Raw genomic sequence first — 16,794 nt, forward strand, 5'->3', positions numbered from 1 at the left:
GACTGCAGGACCATGACGTAGTCTTGAAACACCATGGCAGCTATTGATTTTTCCGCGGAGATCCGCGCCCTTCGTGCAAAATACGACTCCATCGTGGCAGTGACGGACGTCGAGGCGATCCGGACGGAAATCGCCGAACTCAGCGAGCAGGCCGGCGAACCCAACCTGTGGGATGACCCTGCCGCCGCACAGCAAATAACCTCCAGGCTGTCCCACAAGCAGACCGAACTCGACCGCTTGGCCAAGCTGACCGCGCGCATTGATGACCTCGAAGTCCTCGTCGAACTGGCGCAGGATGAGGACGACGAAGAGTCTCGCGTCGAGGCCGTGAAGGAGCTAACGTCCCTGAGCAGGGCGCTGGATGACCTCGAAGTCGTCACACTTCTCGCGGGGGAGTGGGACGAACGCGAAGCCGTCGTCACCATCCGCTCGGGCGCCGGAGGAGTGGATGCCGCAGATTTTGCGGAAATGCTCCTGCGCCTGTATCTCCGCTGGGCGGAACGCCGCGGTTACCCGACTCAGGTGCTCGACACGTCCTACGCCGAAGAAGCGGGCCTCAAGTCAGCTACCTTCGAGGTCAAGGCCCCGTACGCGTTCGGCACCCTGTCCGTCGAAGCAGGTACCCACCGCTTGGTGCGTATCAGCCCCTTCGACAATCAGGGCCGGCGCCAGACCTCCTTTGCGGCGGTCGAGGTGATTCCCCTGATCGAGCAGACTGACTCCATCGACATTCCTGACAATGAGATCCGCGTTGACGTCTTCCGGTCATCCGGCCCCGGCGGCCAATCGGTCAACACCACGGACTCGGCAGTTCGGCTGACGCACATTCCCACGGGCACCGTCGTCTCCATGCAGAACGAGAAGTCGCAGATCCAGAACCGGGCCGCGGCACTGAGGGTTCTTCAGTCCCGGCTTCTCCTGCTCAAGAAGGAGCAGGAAGATGCAGAGAAGAAGGCGCATGCCGGGGACGTCAAGGCGTCCTGGGGAGACCAGATGCGGTCTTACGTACTAAACCCGTATCAGATGGTGAAGGACCTGCGCACCGAGCATGAGGTGGGCAATACGTCCGCAGTGTTCGACGGCGAGATCGATGACTTCATTGACGCGGGAATTCGCTGGCGCGCCAACAACCGCAACAGCGGAGAGTGAGCCGGCGGCGCTGTTCGGCACGATGCCGCCCGTTATGGATCTGCGACACACCGTGATGGTGCCTGCCGCAGCGCGCAACTGCTGCCTATAGTCGAGAAGGCCGGTCTCCCTTCCCCCACCCATGCCCATGTACCGGCAGTGTTATGTGGGCGCAGAGTAGTCATGATCAGATTCGAGCAAGTTACCAAGGTCTACGACCACAAATCGAAGCCGGCACTGGACAGTGTCAGCCTTGATGTCGACCGTGACGAGTTCGTTTTTTTGGTCGGCGCATCCGGCTCCGGTAAGTCGACGTTCATCCGCCTGGTGCTCAAGGAAGACCGGGCAACCCGCGGCGCTGTGTACGTGGCCGGCCAGAACGTCGCCAATATCCCGAGTTGGCGCGTTCCGCGACTGAGGCGCGGTATCGGCGTCGTCTTCCAGGATTTCCGGCTGCTGCCCAACAAATCCGTGTTCGCTAACGTGGCTTTTGCCATGCAGGTCATCGGAAAGAGCCGGGCCGTGATCCGTGAAACCGTCCCGGAAGTGCTGAAGACGGTGGGCCTCGAAGGCAAGAACAACCGCATGCCGCATGAACTTTCCGGCGGCGAGCAGCAGCGTGTGGCTATTGCCCGCGCGATCGTGAACAAGCCCGGAATCCTGCTTGCCGACGAGCCCACCGGGAACCTGGACCCGACCACCTCCATGGGCATCATGAAGGTGCTCGACAAGATCAACCAGAACGGCACCACAGTGGTGATGGCAACCCACGACGACGACATAGTGAACACCATGCGCAAGCGCGTGGTTGAACTTCGGGACGGCTCCGTGGTCCGCGACGATGCGCAGGGCATCTACATCGGAGAAACGACGACGACGGCGGCTGCCGGATGAGATTCGCTTTCGTTCTCGGGGAGATCGCTTCAGGGATGCGACGAAACCTCGTGATGGTGGTTTCGGTGGTGCTGGTCACTTTCATCTCGCTCACCTTCGTGGGCGCGGCGGGGCTGCTGCAGCTGCAGATCAACCAGATGAAGGGGTACTGGTATGACCGAGTGCAGGTGGCCGTGTTTCTCTGCGTTGAGAACTCCACCTCGGAGAGCTGCGCATCAGGCCCCGTCACTGATGAGCAGCGCAGCGCCATTGAAGCGAAACTGAACTCGCCCGAACTGAGTACTTATGTGGACACAGTGGAGTACGAGTCGCAGGATCAGGCGCTTGTCCACTTCCGTGAACAGCTCGCAAACTCGCCGATCGTGGAGGCCGTGACGGCCGATCAGCTTCCGGAGTCCTTCCGCGTTGGTCTCGTCGACCCGGAAAAGTACGAGGTCATCAGCGAGGCTTTCTCCTCTGAACCAGGGGTGGATATCGTTAGCGACCAACGCGAGTATCTCGAGGAGATCTTCGGCTACATCAATATCGCCTCGCTCGTCGCCTTGGGTATTGCCGTAGTGATGAGCGTTGGTGCCATCCTGCTGGTTGCAACCACAATTCGTCTCTCGGCGTTCAGCCGAAGACGGGAGACGGGCATCATGCGTCTGGTCGGCGCAAGTAAGGCGATCATCCAGCTCCCCTTCGTTCTTGAGGGAGTCATCGCCGCCATTCTGGGAGCTGCCATCGCTTCGGGGACGCTCTGGGCTGTTCTGCGCTACGGCGGGGAATGGCTGTCACGGGAGTATCCGCAGATGGGCTTCATCTCCACGCAGGAGCTTCTGCTCGTGGTTCCTGCACTGTTCCTCCTGGGTGCATTGCTGGCAGGCGCTTCATCGCTCCTAACCCTCAGACGCTACTTGAAGGTTTAGGGTAGGTTCTTGTGAGAAATGAGACTGTATGCGCAGCGTGAACTTATGTTCGCTTCATTGGATTCCCCGCCCACCGGCGTTCAAGACGCTGACTGCTCTGTCGCTGGCCGCCGTGGCCGGTCTGACGTTGACGTTGAGCGGTCCCGTCCACGCTGATCAGCTCGAGGACCGCAAGTCCGCCCTAGAGGAGCAGATCGCTGAAGTTCAGCAGTCGATCGAGTACCTCGACGAGGACATCACTGAAACCATCGCCCAGCTGAAGGTGTACCAGGGTCAGCTCCCGGGTGCGCAGCAGTCGCTTGCGGATGCGCAGGGTCGCGTTGAAGCAGCAACGAGCGAGGTCAACGCCCTCGCGCAGCGGGTGCAGTTGGCGCAGGAAACCAAGAACAAGATCACCGAACAGCTGAAGCAGGACGAAGCCGAGATGGCTGAAACCCGGAAGGTGATCGGCCAGATCGCGACGCAGGCGTACAAGAGCGGGGGAGTGCCGACTGGCCTCTCGCTGATGCTTGGGAGCAACGGTTCTGATGGCTTCGCATCCATGGAGCTCGTGGAGCAGGCACTCCGTAACCAGAATTCCGCCCTCGAGCGCATGGCGCAGCAAAACGCCACCAACGTGAACTCGCAGGCGCGGCTGGTCGCGGTTGAAGAGGAGATCGTTGACCTGAAGGCGAAGGCCGAGGCGGCACTCGCGGCGGAACAGGTTGCCAGGGATGAAGCCGCTGCCGAGAAGGCAAAGGTCGACAAACTCATCTCCGACACGTCAACGCTGTCCGAGAAGCTGCAGAAGCAGAAGCCGGTGATCGAGGCAAAGCTCGCCGAAGTCGAAGAGGCGCACCAGCAGGTCGTGGTCGACATAGCGGAACGCCAACGCAGGCTGATCGAAGAAGCCCGCAAGCGGGAAGAGGCCAGGCTCAAGGCCGAGGCCGAGGAGCGGGCACGAATCGAGAATGAGCGACGCGCAGCGGCGGCAGCGGAGGCCAACCGCCGCGCGGCAGCAGAGGCAGCGGAGGCAAACAGGCGTGCAGCGGAAGCAGCGGCAGCCGCCAATCGCCCGAAACCGCCGCCCGTCGTCGTGCCTGCCCCGGTAGTCCCGAAGCCGGTTGCGCCCGTGATTGTTCCGCCGCCGGCGTCCAGCCCATCGGCTTTCGGGCTGCGTTCTCCCGTGAGCGGCCCGATCACCTCCGGCTACGGCTGGCGTCCCACTCCGTTGGGCACCATCGATTTCAATGGCTCCGGCGGCTACACCCACACCGGAATCGACTATGGGGTGACCTGCGGAACACCGCTGTATGCCCCGGCGGCCGGCGAAGTCTGGTACGCCGATTCCAACGCCCTTCCAGGGGCCGGCAACCGGATCGTGCTGAATCACGGCGTGGTCGGAGGCAACGCGCTGGCTACCAACTTCTACCACTTGGCGAGCTACCTGGTGGGCCCCGGGCAGCGCGTGAGTGCAGGCCAGCTGATCGGTTACACCGGCACCACCGGGAACTCGAACGGCTGTCACTTGCACTTCGAGACCGTACTCAACGGCAGTCTGGTTGATCCGATGGGTCTGCTTTAGCACTGCGATGCGGTGAACGGCAGCCGGCTGTGGACAACCACAGCGCAGGGCCAGCCTAACGCCGTAGACTAGGACGCGTTGCTCGTCTACAGTCTTGAAGCGCACCGCACTATTGAAGGAGTTGAACCGTGCCCAAGGAAAGTGGCCGTAAGGTAGTGGCCACCAATCGGAAGGCCCGGCACGACTACCAGGTGCTGGACACCTATGAGGCGGGAATCGCCCTCCAGGGTACTGAGGTGAAGTCCCTCAGGGCCGGTCGGGCGTCCCTGGTTGACGGGTTCGCAATCTTCTACAACGACGAGCTGTGGCTCGAGGGCATTCACATTCCCGAGTACACGCAGGGCAGTTGGACCAACCACGCTGCGCGCCGTCGCCGTAAGCTGCTTCTGCATCGCGAAGAGCTCACGAAAATCTCCCACAAGATCCGCGAAAGCGGCTTCACTATCGTCCCCTTGCAGCTGTATTTCCTCAATGGACGCGCGAAGGTGGAGATTGGTATTGCCCGCGGTAAGCGGGAGTATGACAAGCGCCAGACGCTGCGTGAGCAGCAGGACAGCCGCGAAGCACAGCGCGCCATGCGGGAACGGAATCTCGGCGCATGAGCGATGTCTTCTGGGATGCCCAGGAACCCGACGAGGCCGAGGAAGAGTCCGAGCTCAAGTACAAGCGCCCCTGGTGGGTGACGGTCGGTGCGATCGTGAACCTGCTGTTGCTGTTCGCCGTAGTTCCAGCAGGATTCCTGTCGCTGATTCCGTTCTTTTTCCTGATTTACGTGTACTTTGCGCAGATCCTGGTGTGGATCTCTCCGATTCTGCTCCTGCTCAACATTGCCGTATTTTGGTGGAGCTTCCGTCGAAAACAGGCGGCGACGACGGCGCTGGCCGCTTTGGGATTGGCATTCGTGGCCGTCTCCTTCGTTGTCCTGATGCTATGGCAGGCGCAGATCGTCATCCTTGGAATCAGGTTCTAGCATCCGCTGCCGGTTTTCGGCACTTCCGGAATGATTCGGGCAGTGGTTGCGTTAGACTAAGTAGCCCGGAGCAATTCGGGGGACAGCGAGTGAAATCGCTGCTTGAAAATTGAACATGGGGATGACAGGTTTCGACGATGTTAGTCGCGACAGGTGAAGCGGGCCGAGGATACAGAGTTATCTCGTAAACGCTCTCTGTAAAACAATAAGTGCCGAACAAAAGCGCACTGACTTCGCTCTCGCTGCCTAAGCAGCCGAGCTAGTCCGTCAGCCCGGGTACGCTCTCGACCCGGATCCTGGCGTCATTTAGAGGGCCACTGCCCTTGGTTCTCGTTGCAGGAACCAAGGGGACTCTTATGCAACTGAGCTTGGCAGCCACTTGTTTGCATGATGGCTGAAGCTGAGAAAAACCGACGCAAACTGCGCCCGGAGAAGCCCTGACTACACTGCATCGGACGCGGGTTCAATTCCCGCCATCTCCACTGACTAAGCCCCGGTTCGCCGGGGCTTTTTCTCTGCCTTCCGCAGCATTCAGTCCTGCTGATCGGAAAGATGTCCACAGGTTCATCACGGCAGGCAGCGTGTTTCTGTACGTTTGACTTCATGCCGTCCTGCTTCACAACCGCCTGGATCCATCTGCCTTTCCTACGCTCCGGCTCTCGCGCTCTCCTTCCCGCCGCGATGACGACGGCGATTGCCTGTTCCCTGATGGTCGCGCCGTCGGCCGGTGCTTCCTCCATCAGGACGAAGGTCCTCCCCGATGAGGTCGTGGCGGCCCCCGCCACGGCAGGATCGGAGGCGACGGGATCCACCGGGCGCTTCATCATCACCTTCGAGGACGGTCCGGCTGCGGTGCGAGGCGCCAAGGGGAACGCGTTTGGTCGCCTGGCGAAGGATCTCGGCCTGTCCGTCAGGGAACTCCGGGAGGCGGCGGACGGCACCGTGGTGGTCAAAGCCGACGGTGAAGTATCAACCGTGGCTGCGGATGACATTGTCGCGGCACTCAACGAACTGCCAGGCATTGTGCATGCCCAGGAGGACGTGCTCATGCGCCCGCTTGCAGGGGTCAACGACCCCGGCTTCAGGGACCAGTGGAACCTGCTCGCGGAGTCGGCAGGCCTCCGTGTCCCGGCTGCGTGGGACCGGTCAACGGGGGCCGGGGAGACAATCGCCATCCTGGACACCGGAATCACCGCCCACACTGATCTGGACTCCAACGTGCTTCCCGGCTATGACTTCGTTGCTGATCCCGTGATCGCTGTTGACGGCGACGGGCGTGACGCCGACCCTAGCGATCCAGGTGATGCGTGCCTGGACCCGGAACCTGGTGCGCAGTCGACCGAATCATCGTGGCACGGCACGCACGTGGCGGGTATCGCAGCCGCACTGGGCAACAACAGCAAGGGAGTGGCCGGAGTGGCCTACGGGGCCAAGGTCCTCCCCGTGCGCGTGATGGGAGCCTGCGGGGGGCTCCTCAGCGACACCGCTGACGCCATCAGGTGGGCCGCGGGCGGCACGGTGGCCTGGACCGAGAACGGAATCTTCCACACGCTTCCGGCGAACTACAACCCCGCCAGGGTCATCAACATGAGCCTGGGATCAGAGGAAGTTTGCAGTCCGTATCTGCAGCACGCCATCGACTTCGCGGTCCAACAAGGGTCCGTCGTCATCGCTGCGGCGGGCAATGAAACCCAGCCCGCAGCCAACGTGATGCCGGCAAACTGCAACAACGTAATCACCGTTGGTGCTACCAGCCGAGCCGGCAACCACGCCAGTTACAGCAACTTCGGCCCGGAGGTGGACGTCAGTGCGCCGGGCGGAGACGGCAGCACCGGAGCTGAAAATATCCTCTCCACCATGAACAGCGGAAGGACAGCACCGGTGGCTGAGGCCTACGGGTACATGCAGGGAACGTCCATGGCTGCACCGCATGTAGCCGGCGTCGCAGCGCTCATGCTTTCGGTCAACCCGGCGTTGAGCCCGGCAGACATCGAACAGATCCTCGCTGATTCCACCCGGCCGCTGGCCCGCGCCTGCGCCAACGGCTGCGGCACCGGTATTGTCGACGCCAACGCGGCCGTATGGTGGGCGGCAGGTTTCCCACCGTCTATCCGCAGTTCTGCCGACGTCGTCGCCGCTGACCCGGCGGGCACGCTCTGGAACTATCCATCGAACGGAAAGGGAGGGTTCGTCCAGCGGGCAAGGATCGGCAGCGGGTGGTCCGCGCTGAAGAATGGCTTCGTCACTGATTGGAACCAGGACGGGGTGCTTGACCTGGTTGCGCAGTGGAAGGATGGGCGGCTGACGCACTATGCCGGAATAGCCAGCGGAGGGTTCCGGCCGGCGCAGACCATCGGCAACGGCTGGGGCGACTACTTTGTGACGGTCGGCAAATGGCGCTCCGGAGATCGGTATCCGGGCATCGTTGCCTATGATCCGCAGGGCGCACTGTGGCACTACCCGAACCCGTCAGGCGGCGCGCTCGGCCCGCGGACACGCATCGGTACCGGGTGGAAGGGCCTCCACCTGACCATGACTGATTTCGACGGCGACTCCCGCATGGACATCCTCGCGAAGAAGGCTGACGGAAAGCTCATCCAGTACCGTTCCAACGGAACAGGTCAGTTCTTGTCAGAATCCCGCAGGACGATCGGCACGGGATGGCAGAGTGTCGGCTCCATGGCCTCGCTCCCGGGGTTCGGACAGTCCGGCCGGCAAGGTTTGATGACCCGGCTCACCGACGGCCGGCTCGCCTATTACCCGTTCGCGAGCGGACGGTGGGGAGCACGCACAATTGTCGGATCCGGCTGGAGCGACTACAACCTATTCCGCTGATTCGACACACGAACCATCTCAAGGACCCTCGAACGTAGACTGAACACGTGAGTTCGATGAACGGCCGCCCGTCGTGGCTGCCCCCGCTTCCGCCTCCGCACCGCGGCCGTGCGCTGATCGCGGTCGGTATGGTGCTCGTCATCGCGACCTTCATATACATCTTCATCATGAGTTACGTCGGTGGAACGCACACGCTGTACACGCTGCTTCCGTTGGCAACTGGACTGATCTGCCTCATCGTAGGCCTCATCAGGCGCAACGAGGGGCGGTAAGTCAGCGCGTCGGCCCAAGGATCGAGCTCTGGATCGCCACCGCTGCGGCGCCTCGAGCCCACTGACCGAAGTCGGTTGGTTCACGAGCAAGGTGGACCGGGGCGGCTTCGGGGTCCCGGTGAATACGTATGGACGCCGTAATTTCCTCGGATGCAATGTCGGCGAAAGCTGCGCCCTCACCGGACAGGATCACCAAATTCACCATGGTGAGGTTGGCTACCGCAGCAATGAGCACACCTAGGGCAGCGCCTGCGTTCTTCACCACCAGCGAGGCGAGCCTTTCCCCGCTTCGCGCCCGTTGCAGGACCTCGTCGTACGTGCACTCCTCTTCGGTGGCCATTCGCACCTGGCCACTGATGGCCGTCATGGTGAGCACAGCCCCAGCGCACCCGCGGTGACCTTCCTGGCACAGTGGGCCGGCGGAGTCCACGGGGTAATGCCCCACGAGGCCCAGCCCGGCATCCACGGGGGCAATGACCCGGTCATTGATCACCAGGCCGTAGCCCACGCCCGCCCCCACGGTAAGCACCGCAAAGTTGCTGATACCCCTGCCTGCCCCGAACCATTGCTCACCCACGGTGAGGGCAACGACGTCGTTCTCCACGGTGACCGGAATGCCGGTTCGCTCCTGAACCAGGGAACCGAGCGGCACATCGCGCCAATGCAGAAAGGGTGCCCGCAGCACCGTGCCGTCGTCGCTCACCTTGCCGCCGATGCTGATCCCGATGCCGTCCGCCACCTGGCCCTCGTTCAGCCTGCCGACCACGGAGACGATCGCTTCAACGACGTCGGCGACAGCGTGGGTGACGAGCGGTTCCTCGGCAGCGGCAACTGTCTGGCACCGCAGGTCCGTTGCCACACCGGACGCGGCGGCGCCGGTGAGTTTGATCCCGATGAACCGGTGCGTGCCGCCCGGCACCTCGAGTGGCCTGGTGGGACGACCGACTCCGCCTTCGATTACTTCGCGTCCCTCCTGCAGAATTCCGGCTTCGATCAACGGTTTGCTCAGGCGCGTCAGGCTCGCCACAGAGAGGCCAAGACGCCGCGACAATTCGCCCCGGGACAGCGGACCGCCGATCAGGACCTCCCTGGCAAGCAGACGGGAGGGGCTGTCAGGAGAAAGGGACGCGACCACGTTCATTAGCGTACCTTTCACCGTAGAGTAGTTTTCGTAACGAAAATATAGCTGGTGTTTCTGGATCCGTAACACACGAATCCGGAGACGGATGTGACGATTGACACTTACTTATTTCTGAGATAAAAATTATTGCATGCATTCATCACGTCCCCTCCATCTTGCCCGCGGCGGCACCAGCGTCATCGTCGACACCTCCACCGCCGGGCTGCCGTCCATCCTGTACTGGGGGCCGGCGCTCGGTGAATGCCCGGCTGCCGAGCTGGCGGCGCTTGCCTCGGCCTCCGTTCCGCAGCGGGTATCCGGGAGTATTGACACCCCTGCGCGTCTCACGCTGATCCCGCAGGAGTCCTACGGCTGGCAGGGCACTCCGGGGTTCACCGGACAACGCGGCGGCGGATTCCTGACCCCTGCCTTCCAGGTGACAAACTTGACCGCCGGCGAAAACGAACTCACCATCACGGCGAACGACGACGACGCCGGCCTCGCCCTCAATGTACAGCTCACCCTCACGGAAGCAGGACTCCTGCGCCAGCGGCTTGCGGTGACAAACACCGGCGCGAATGAGTATGAGGTGCGTTCCCTCCTCGCCTTTTTCCCCCTTCCCGACACTGCGCAGGAAGTCCTCGACCACACGGGGCGCCATCTGCGCGAACGAGCACCTCAGCGACACAACCTGACCACGGGTTCGTATCACCGCGAGAGCAGGCGCGGCCGCCCCGGTGCAGACGCAACCGTTCTCGTTGCAGCAGGGGAGAGGGCATTCGGCTTCGAACGCGGGCGCGTGCATGCGGTGCATACGGCCTGGAGCGGGAACCACCAGTACATTGTGGAGCAGACCCCGTCCGGCGATCGATTCCTCGCGTGCGGCGAGCTCCTGCTGCCCCAGGAAATGTCGCTGGCTCCCGGCGCCACCTACGCGGCTCCGGATGCGTTCGGTTCCTGGGGCGATGGGCTTAATGAACTTGCGTCCCGCTTCCACACCGAGTTCCGCGGCCGGCCGGAACACCCCGGCCGGCCGCGGCCGGTCACGCTCAATACCTGGGAAGCCGTTTACTTCGATCACAACCTTCCCACTCTGAAGGCGCTTGCGGACAGGGCTGCCCGGGCGGGCATCGAACGCTATGTGCTCGACGACGGCTGGTTCAGCGGCCGCCGTGATGACACCGCGGGTCTGGGAGACTGGTTCATTGATGAAACAGTGTGGCCGGATGGCCTTTCCCCGCTGATCGATCACGTGCGCTCCCTGGGGATGGAGTTCGGGCTCTGGTTCGAACCGGAGATGGTAAACCCGGACTCGAAGCTTGCCCGCGATCACCCGGAGTGGATCATCCAGACGCGGGGACGGCTGCCGGTCGCCGCCCGCCAGCAGCAGGTGCTCAACCTGGCGATCCCGGAAGCGTACGACTACGTCCTGACCTGCATCGATGATGTGCTCAGAACCAATGACATCGCCTATATCAAGTGGGACCATAACCGCGACCTGCTGGAAGCCGCAGACGCGACGAGCGGTGCCGCCGTCGTTCATTCGAATGTGGTGGCCGTCTACCGGCTCATGACCGAGCTGAAGGAACGTCATCCAAGGCTGGAGATCGAGTCCTGCGCGTCAGGCGGCGCACGCGTGGACATGGGGATCCTGCGTCACACCGACCGCATCTGGACGAGTGACTGCATCGACCCCATCGAACGGCTGGTCAACCAGAAACACACCGGGCTCCTGGTTCCACCGGAGCTGATGGGCATGCACGTGGGCGGTCCCCGATCCCATTCAACCGGACGCACACACGCCCTCTCATTCCGTGCCGCTACAGCGATCTTCGGTCACTTCGGCGTGGAATGGGACATCTCCAACCTCACGGCCGAAGAACTTGGCCGGCTCGGTTCCTGGATCGATCTCCACAAACGCTGGCGAGATGTCCTCCACACCGGGACGACCCTGCACGCGGATCTCCCGGACCCGTCAATGGACCTGCGTGGCGTTGTTGCGCGCGACAAGCGAAGCGCCCTGTACGGCTACTCGCTCACGGGTTCGAGCGCGTCCTACCCGCCCGGCCGAATCACCTTTCCCGGGCTTGATCCCACGACTACCTACAGCATCACACCGGCTGCTTTCGACTACGAGGACCAGGGCCAATCCGGCCTTGCCTGGGTCGAAACCGCCCGCAACGGCGCACCCCTTGCCATGAGCGGCCGGCTTCTGGGCGCACTCGGCGTCCAGGCGCCCGTACTTTTCCCCGAGCAGTCCGTCCTCATCGAAGTCCGGGCACAGACACCAGAGCTAGACCACACACCCTAAGGAGATATTCGTGAAGCATTCCGCTACACGAAGGAAACTGGCGGCGGCCTCATCGGCGGCCGCGCTGGCAGCGTTGACGCTGTCCGGCTGCACTCCCGCCAGCGGGAATGACGACGTCGTCACGCTCGATTTCTTTCAGTTCAAACCCGAGGCGGTGGGCAACTTCGAGGAAATCATCGCTGATTTCGAAGCTGCCAACCCCGATATCGACGTAGTCCAGAACCATGTCCCGGACGCCGACACGGCAATCCGCACGCTACTGGTCAAGAACAAGACACCGGATGTGCTGACGCTGAATGCAAACGGGAACTATGGACTGCTCGCCGAGGCCTGCGTCTTCGCCGACCTGACGGACATGCCCTCCGCGCAGACGGTCCTTCCCGCGGTGCAGGACATTGTGCAGGAGCTCGGAAGCTGCGACGGCTCGGAGATCAACGCGCTACCTTTCGCGAACAACGCAAGCGGGATCATCTATAACAAGGACATGTTCGAGGAGTACGGTGCCGAGGTGCCGGGAACGTGGGATGAACTGGTGGCGCTCGCCGACATGTTCGAGGCTAACGGCGTTACCCCTTTCTACACGACGCTGAAGGACGGCTGGACCGTCAGCCCCGCTTTCGTGAACCTTGGCGGGGCCCTCCAGCCGGTAGGTTTCTACGACGCGCTGCGGCAGGACGAGACGTCCTTCTCTGCTGAGTACGAAGAAGCCATGGAAAAGGTTTCAAAACTGTTCTCCTATGGTCAGGAAAACTCGCCCAGCAGGGACTACAACGCAGGGAACGCAGCTTTCGCCAATGGGGAATCCGCCATGTACCTGCAGGGCAGCTACGCCATACCGCCCATCCGAGCCGCGAACCCCGACGTCAACATCGGCACGTTTCCCTACCCGGCCACCAACGATCCGCAGGACACGGTCGTGGTTTCAGGTGTCGATGTCGGACTTTCAATTGGACGAGACACTGAGCATCCGGAAGAAGCACGCCGCTTCGTCGAGTTCATGATGTCACCGGACATCGTCGAACGGTACTCGGAAGCACAGAGCACCTTCTCGCCGCTGAGTGAAAGCCCCTCCAACACGGATCCCGCCCTCGAAGGGCTGGCCCCGTACTTCGAGAGCGGCCGAATCATTGGATTCATCGACCACCAGATCCCGCCCAGCCTTCCCCTGCCGGCCTACCTCCAGGAATTTGTCCTCAGTGGAAACACGGAGAGCTTCCTCGCGAAGATGGACAGTGAATGGGACAAGATTGCCGAGCGTACCATCACCCGTGAGGAGGCACGATCATGAGCTCTCCCACCCTGGCGCGGCCTGCGAAGAAGCTGCCACGCGCTTTCTACATCATGGTTCTGCCGGCATTCGCGCTCTTCCTGATTTTTCATACCGTACCGGTGCTGACCGGCATCTACTACAGCTTCACTAACTACGCCGGCTACGGAGAATGGTCCTTCATCGGGCTCAGCAACTACATCAACCTGTTCCGTGATGAACGGATCCTGAACGCTTATGGCTTCACTTTTCTGTTCGCCATTGTTTCCACCGTCGCAGTGAACATCATCGCCCTGTCGGTGGCCATGGCACTGAACAGCCGGATCAAGTTCAAGACGGGATTCCGCGGGATTTTCTTCATCCCCAACATCCTCTCGATCCTGATCGTCGGGTATGTCTTCAACTACCTTTTCTCCAACTCCGTGCCGGCCATCGCCGAAGCGCTCGGAATCAATGCGCTCACGAGCAGCATCCTGGCCAGCGGGGATACAGCGTGGATCGGCGTCGTCATCCTCTCGGTCTGGCAGGCAGCGGCCTTCAACATCATCATTTACCTGGCCGGTCTGCAGACCATTCCCGGTGAGCTCTACGAAGCGGCGTCGCTTGACGGCGCCTCAGCCTGGAAGCAGTTCAGCACCATTACCTTTCCCCTGATCGGTGCGTTCTTCACCATCAACATGGTCCTGTCGCTGAAGAACTTCCTCCAGGTCTTCGACCAGATCATCTCCCTGACCGGAGGCGGACCGGGGACGTCCACGGAGTCGATTTCCGTGCTCATTTACCGGGGTGGATTCCAGGGTGGCGAATACGGATACCAAACCGCCAACGCAGTGATCTACCTGTTCGTCATCATTGCCATCTCGTTCATCCAGCTGCGCATCCTGCAGCGTAGGGAGGCCTCGTTCTAATGACTGCAACTGCCTACTCCGCCGAGCGAAGTACCCTCGGGAATGACGGACGCGATTCACGCGTCCACCGTCCCGACCGGCGGCAGATCAACTGGTGGCTGACCGCGCTGGTAGCAGTGCTCTCACTGACGATCTTCATTCCGCTCTACTTCACGGTGGTAACTGCCCTTAAGACCCCCGATGAGCTGGGTGGTTCCGGATTCGGGCTGCCGGACACTCCGGCCTGGAGCAATTTCGCCGAGGCCTGGACCCTGACCGACTTCCCGCAGGCGCTCATGAACAGCGCGCTGATTACAGTGGGGGCAGTGCTGCTGACGCTGCTCACCAACTCCATGGTGGCTTATGCGATTGCCCGCAACATGCACCGGAAGCTCTTCAAGGGGCTGTACTTCTACTTCATCGCAGCGCTCTTTGTACCCTTCCCGATCATCATGCTTCCGGTGGTGAAGGAGACTGCGCTTCTCGGGCTGGACAATCAGATCGGCCTGATCCTGCTCTATACGGTGTACGGCCTCTCCTTCAATATCTTCGTCTACGTCGCGTACATTCGGTCCATCCCGATGGAGCTCGAAGAAGCGGCGATCACCGACGGCGCCAGCACCTGGACGGTCTTCTGGAAGGTTATCTTCCCGCTTCTTGGTCCGATGAACGCCACGGTCGGCATTCTCACCTGCCTGTGGGCCTGGAACGACTTCATGCTGCCGCTGGTCATACTCTCCGACCCGTCGGCTCAAACCCTGCCCCTGGCCCAGTACGTCTTCCAGGGCCAGTTCAACACCAACTATTCCGTGGCGTTCGCCTCCTACCTGATGGCCATGGCGCCACTGCTTCTGGTGTACCTCTTCGCACAGCGATGGGTTATCTCCGGTGTGATGAGAGGATCAACCAAATGAGCACCACCAACAGTCCTGAAACCGAACCCGCCTGGTGGACCGGCGCCGTCGTCTATCAGGTCTACCCGCGCAGCTTCGCCGACTCCAACGGAGACGGAATCGGGGACCTTGGCGGGATCATCAGCAAACTCGACCATCTCGCGGAACTCGGCGTGGACGTCCTGTGGCTCTCCCCGATCTACTCCTCGCCGCAGCATGACAACGGCTATGACATCAGCGATTACCGCCGAATCGACCCGACCTTCGGCACGCTCGAGCAATTCGACGAGCTCCTTGAGGGCGTGCACCGGCGCGGGATGAAGCTGGTGATGGATCTCGTGGTAAACCACACATCGAACGAGCACCCGTGGTTCGTGGAGTCGGCGTCGTCGACCGACAACCCCAAGCGGGACTGGTACTGGTGGCGGGACGCACGGGAGGGCTTCGATGCCGGGGAGAAGGGCGCCGAGCCGAGCAACTGGGGCTCGGCGTTCAGCGGTCCGGCCTGGACACTGGATCCCGCCACGAACCAGTACTATTTGCACCTCTTCGCACCCGAGCAGCCGGACCTGAACTGGGAGAACCCGGAGGTACGCCAGGCTGTCTACGAGATGATGAACTGGTGGGTCGACCGGGGAGTGGACGGTTTCCGGATGGACGTCATCAATTTCATCTCCAAGGACCCTGCGCTGCCGGACGGCCCGGTGCAGCCCGGGAAACTGTGGGGCGACGGCTCCCAGTATTTCGTGTCCGGACCCCGCATCCATGATTATCTGCAGGAAATGCACCGCGAGGTCTTCGAGGGGCGGAAAGCCGAGCTCATCACGGTCGGCGAGATGCCAGGTGTCACCATCGACGAGGCGAAGCTCTTCACTGATCCGGCCCGCCGCGAGGTTGACATGGTTTTCCAGTTCGAGCACGTCGGCCTCGATCACGGGCCAGGCGGCAAGTGGGACTACAAGGGACTGGACCTTCGTGATCTCAAGACCTCATGGAACCGCTGGCAGAAGGGACTGGCAGGTACAGGCTGGAACAGCCTGTACCTGAACAATCACGACCAACCGCGCCTGGTCTCCCGGTTCGGCAATGACGAGGCTTTCCGCTACGAATCGGCCACCCTGTGGGCCGCGTTGCTCCATCTGCACCGCGGGACGCCGTATGTCTACCAGGGCGAGGAGATCGGCATGACCAACGCTCCGTTCGAAAGCGTTAAGGACTTCCGGGACATCGAGTCCATCAACCACTTCTACGAGGCCACCGGACCGCTGGGCCACGAACCAGAGGAAGTGCTGCAAAACCTGCGCATCATGAGCCGGGACAATGCCCGTACGCCAGTGCAGTGGACGGCGGGGGAGCAGGCAGGCTTCACAAGAGGCACGCCCTGGATTGCGGTCAACCCGAATTATCCGATGGTCAATGCGGACACGGACCGCGCAGCCGAACACTCGGTATTCCGGTTCTACCAGCAGCTCATCGAACTGCGGCACAAGGACGAAACAGTCCGCCTCGGCGAATTTGCGATGCTCGCTGAGGACCATCCAACGCTCTACGCCTTCACCCGCACGCTGAACGGCGCGTCGCTCCTCATTGTCGGCAACGTCTCGGGTGACACGCTGAGCCTGCCCGAAGACTCAGAGCTAGGGGATCGGGTCAGCGGCGGAACACTGATCCTCGGCAATTACGACGGCGATCCCACACCTGAGCTTCGACCCTGGGAAGTGCGGATCCTCCGTACTGACTGAACG

14 protein-coding genes and 1 other RNA gene are annotated in these 16,794 nt (G+C 61.9%); 14 read left to right on the plus strand and 1 reads right to left on the minus strand.

Features of this window, described 5'->3' with window-relative positions; genetic code table 11:
* Window positions 1-33 precede the first annotated feature (33 nt).
* The 9 genes from prfB (at window position 34) to ASH00_RS09490 (ending at window position 8,571) form a co-directional block, all read left to right on the plus strand.
* A complete protein-coding gene (prfB, locus tag ASH00_RS09455) occupies window positions 34-1,149 on the plus strand; it encodes a peptide chain release factor 2 (RefSeq protein WP_056547947.1) in 1,116 nt (371 codons plus the stop codon).
* A 162-nt stretch (window positions 1,150-1,311) separates the two neighbouring features.
* Window positions 1,312-2,022: a cell division ATP-binding protein FtsE gene (gene ftsE / locus ASH00_RS09460; protein ID WP_056547950.1), complete on the plus strand. Its 711-nt coding sequence runs from the start codon at window positions 1,312-1,314 to the stop codon at window positions 2,020-2,022.
* Window positions 2,019-2,930 carry a permease-like cell division protein FtsX gene (gene ftsX, locus ASH00_RS09465; RefSeq protein WP_056547953.1) on the plus strand — a complete coding sequence of 304 codons (912 nt, stop codon included), beginning with the start codon at window positions 2,019-2,021 and terminating at the stop codon, window positions 2,928-2,930. Before ftsE ends, ftsX begins: the two co-directional genes overlap by 4 nt.
* 28 nt (window positions 2,931-2,958) lie before the next feature.
* The gene (locus ASH00_RS09470; RefSeq protein WP_082566030.1) at window positions 2,959-4,494 is read left to right on the plus strand and encodes a peptidoglycan DD-metalloendopeptidase family protein; all 1,536 of its coding nucleotides are present in this window, start codon (window positions 2,959-2,961) and stop codon (window positions 4,492-4,494) included.
* A gap of 128 nt (window positions 4,495-4,622) precedes the next feature.
* Complete coding sequence (gene smpB / locus ASH00_RS09475) at window positions 4,623-5,096, plus strand: SsrA-binding protein SmpB (RefSeq protein ID WP_056547956.1); 474 nt, start codon at window positions 4,623-4,625, stop codon at window positions 5,094-5,096.
* Window positions 5,093-5,464 (plus strand): hypothetical protein, encoded by a 372-nt coding sequence (locus ASH00_RS09480; protein WP_056547960.1) that lies wholly within the window; start codon window positions 5,093-5,095, stop codon window positions 5,462-5,464. Before smpB ends, ASH00_RS09480 begins: the two co-directional genes overlap by 4 nt.
* Before the next feature lie 117 nt (window positions 5,465-5,581).
* Window positions 5,582-5,949, plus strand: a transfer-messenger RNA (tmRNA) gene (gene ssrA, locus ASH00_RS16435).
* A 118-nt stretch (window positions 5,950-6,067) separates the two neighbouring features.
* Window positions 6,068-8,299 carry a S8 family serine peptidase gene (locus ASH00_RS09485; protein WP_162252851.1) on the plus strand — a complete coding sequence of 744 codons (2,232 nt, stop codon included), beginning with the start codon at window positions 6,068-6,070 and terminating at the stop codon, window positions 8,297-8,299.
* A gap of 47 nt (window positions 8,300-8,346) precedes the next feature.
* Window positions 8,347-8,571: a hypothetical protein gene (locus ASH00_RS09490; protein ID WP_157359080.1), complete on the plus strand. Its 225-nt coding sequence runs from the start codon at window positions 8,347-8,349 to the stop codon at window positions 8,569-8,571.
* Between the two features lies 1 nt (window position 8,572).
* Here ASH00_RS09490 and ASH00_RS09495 read toward each other — a convergent pair whose 3' ends face one another.
* Entirely contained in the window at window positions 8,573-9,712 is a 1,140-nt protein-coding gene (locus ASH00_RS09495) for an ROK family transcriptional regulator (protein WP_056547969.1), read from the minus strand.
* Between the two features lie 130 nt (window positions 9,713-9,842).
* Here ASH00_RS09495 and ASH00_RS09500 point away from each other — a divergent pair, with 130 nt between their 5' ends.
* Genes ASH00_RS09500 through ASH00_RS09520 form a run of 5 tightly spaced genes read left to right on the plus strand, consistent with a single transcriptional unit; the run spans window position 9,843 to window position 16,791 of the window.
* Window positions 9,843-12,002, plus strand: a complete 2,160-nt coding sequence (locus tag ASH00_RS09500) for an alpha-galactosidase (RefSeq protein WP_056547971.1) — start codon at window positions 9,843-9,845, stop codon at window positions 12,000-12,002.
* A gap of 10 nt (window positions 12,003-12,012) precedes the next feature.
* Window positions 12,013-13,290 carry an ABC transporter substrate-binding protein gene (locus tag ASH00_RS09505; RefSeq protein WP_082566031.1) on the plus strand — a complete coding sequence of 426 codons (1,278 nt, stop codon included), beginning with the start codon at window positions 12,013-12,015 and terminating at the stop codon, window positions 13,288-13,290.
* The gene (locus tag ASH00_RS09510) at window positions 13,287-14,177 is read left to right on the plus strand and encodes a carbohydrate ABC transporter permease (RefSeq protein ID WP_056547976.1); all 891 of its coding nucleotides are present in this window, start codon (window positions 13,287-13,289) and stop codon (window positions 14,175-14,177) included. The genes ASH00_RS09505 and ASH00_RS09510 overlap by 4 nt, the downstream gene beginning before the upstream one ends.
* Window positions 14,177-15,070 carry a carbohydrate ABC transporter permease gene (locus tag ASH00_RS09515; protein WP_056547978.1) on the plus strand — a complete coding sequence of 298 codons (894 nt, stop codon included), beginning with the start codon at window positions 14,177-14,179 and terminating at the stop codon, window positions 15,068-15,070. The genes ASH00_RS09510 and ASH00_RS09515 overlap by 1 nt, the downstream gene beginning before the upstream one ends.
* On the plus strand, window positions 15,067-16,791 hold the full coding sequence (locus tag ASH00_RS09520) for an alpha-glucosidase (protein ID WP_056547981.1): 1,725 nt from the start codon (window positions 15,067-15,069) through the stop codon (window positions 16,789-16,791). The genes ASH00_RS09515 and ASH00_RS09520 overlap by 4 nt, the downstream gene beginning before the upstream one ends.
* The last annotated feature ends 3 nt before the right edge of the window (window positions 16,792-16,794 follow it).

Source organism: Arthrobacter sp. Soil782, from assembly GCF_001428435.1.
In the GTDB taxonomy this organism is placed as follows: Bacteria; Actinomycetota; Actinomycetes; order Actinomycetales; family Micrococcaceae; genus Arthrobacter_D; species Arthrobacter_D parietis.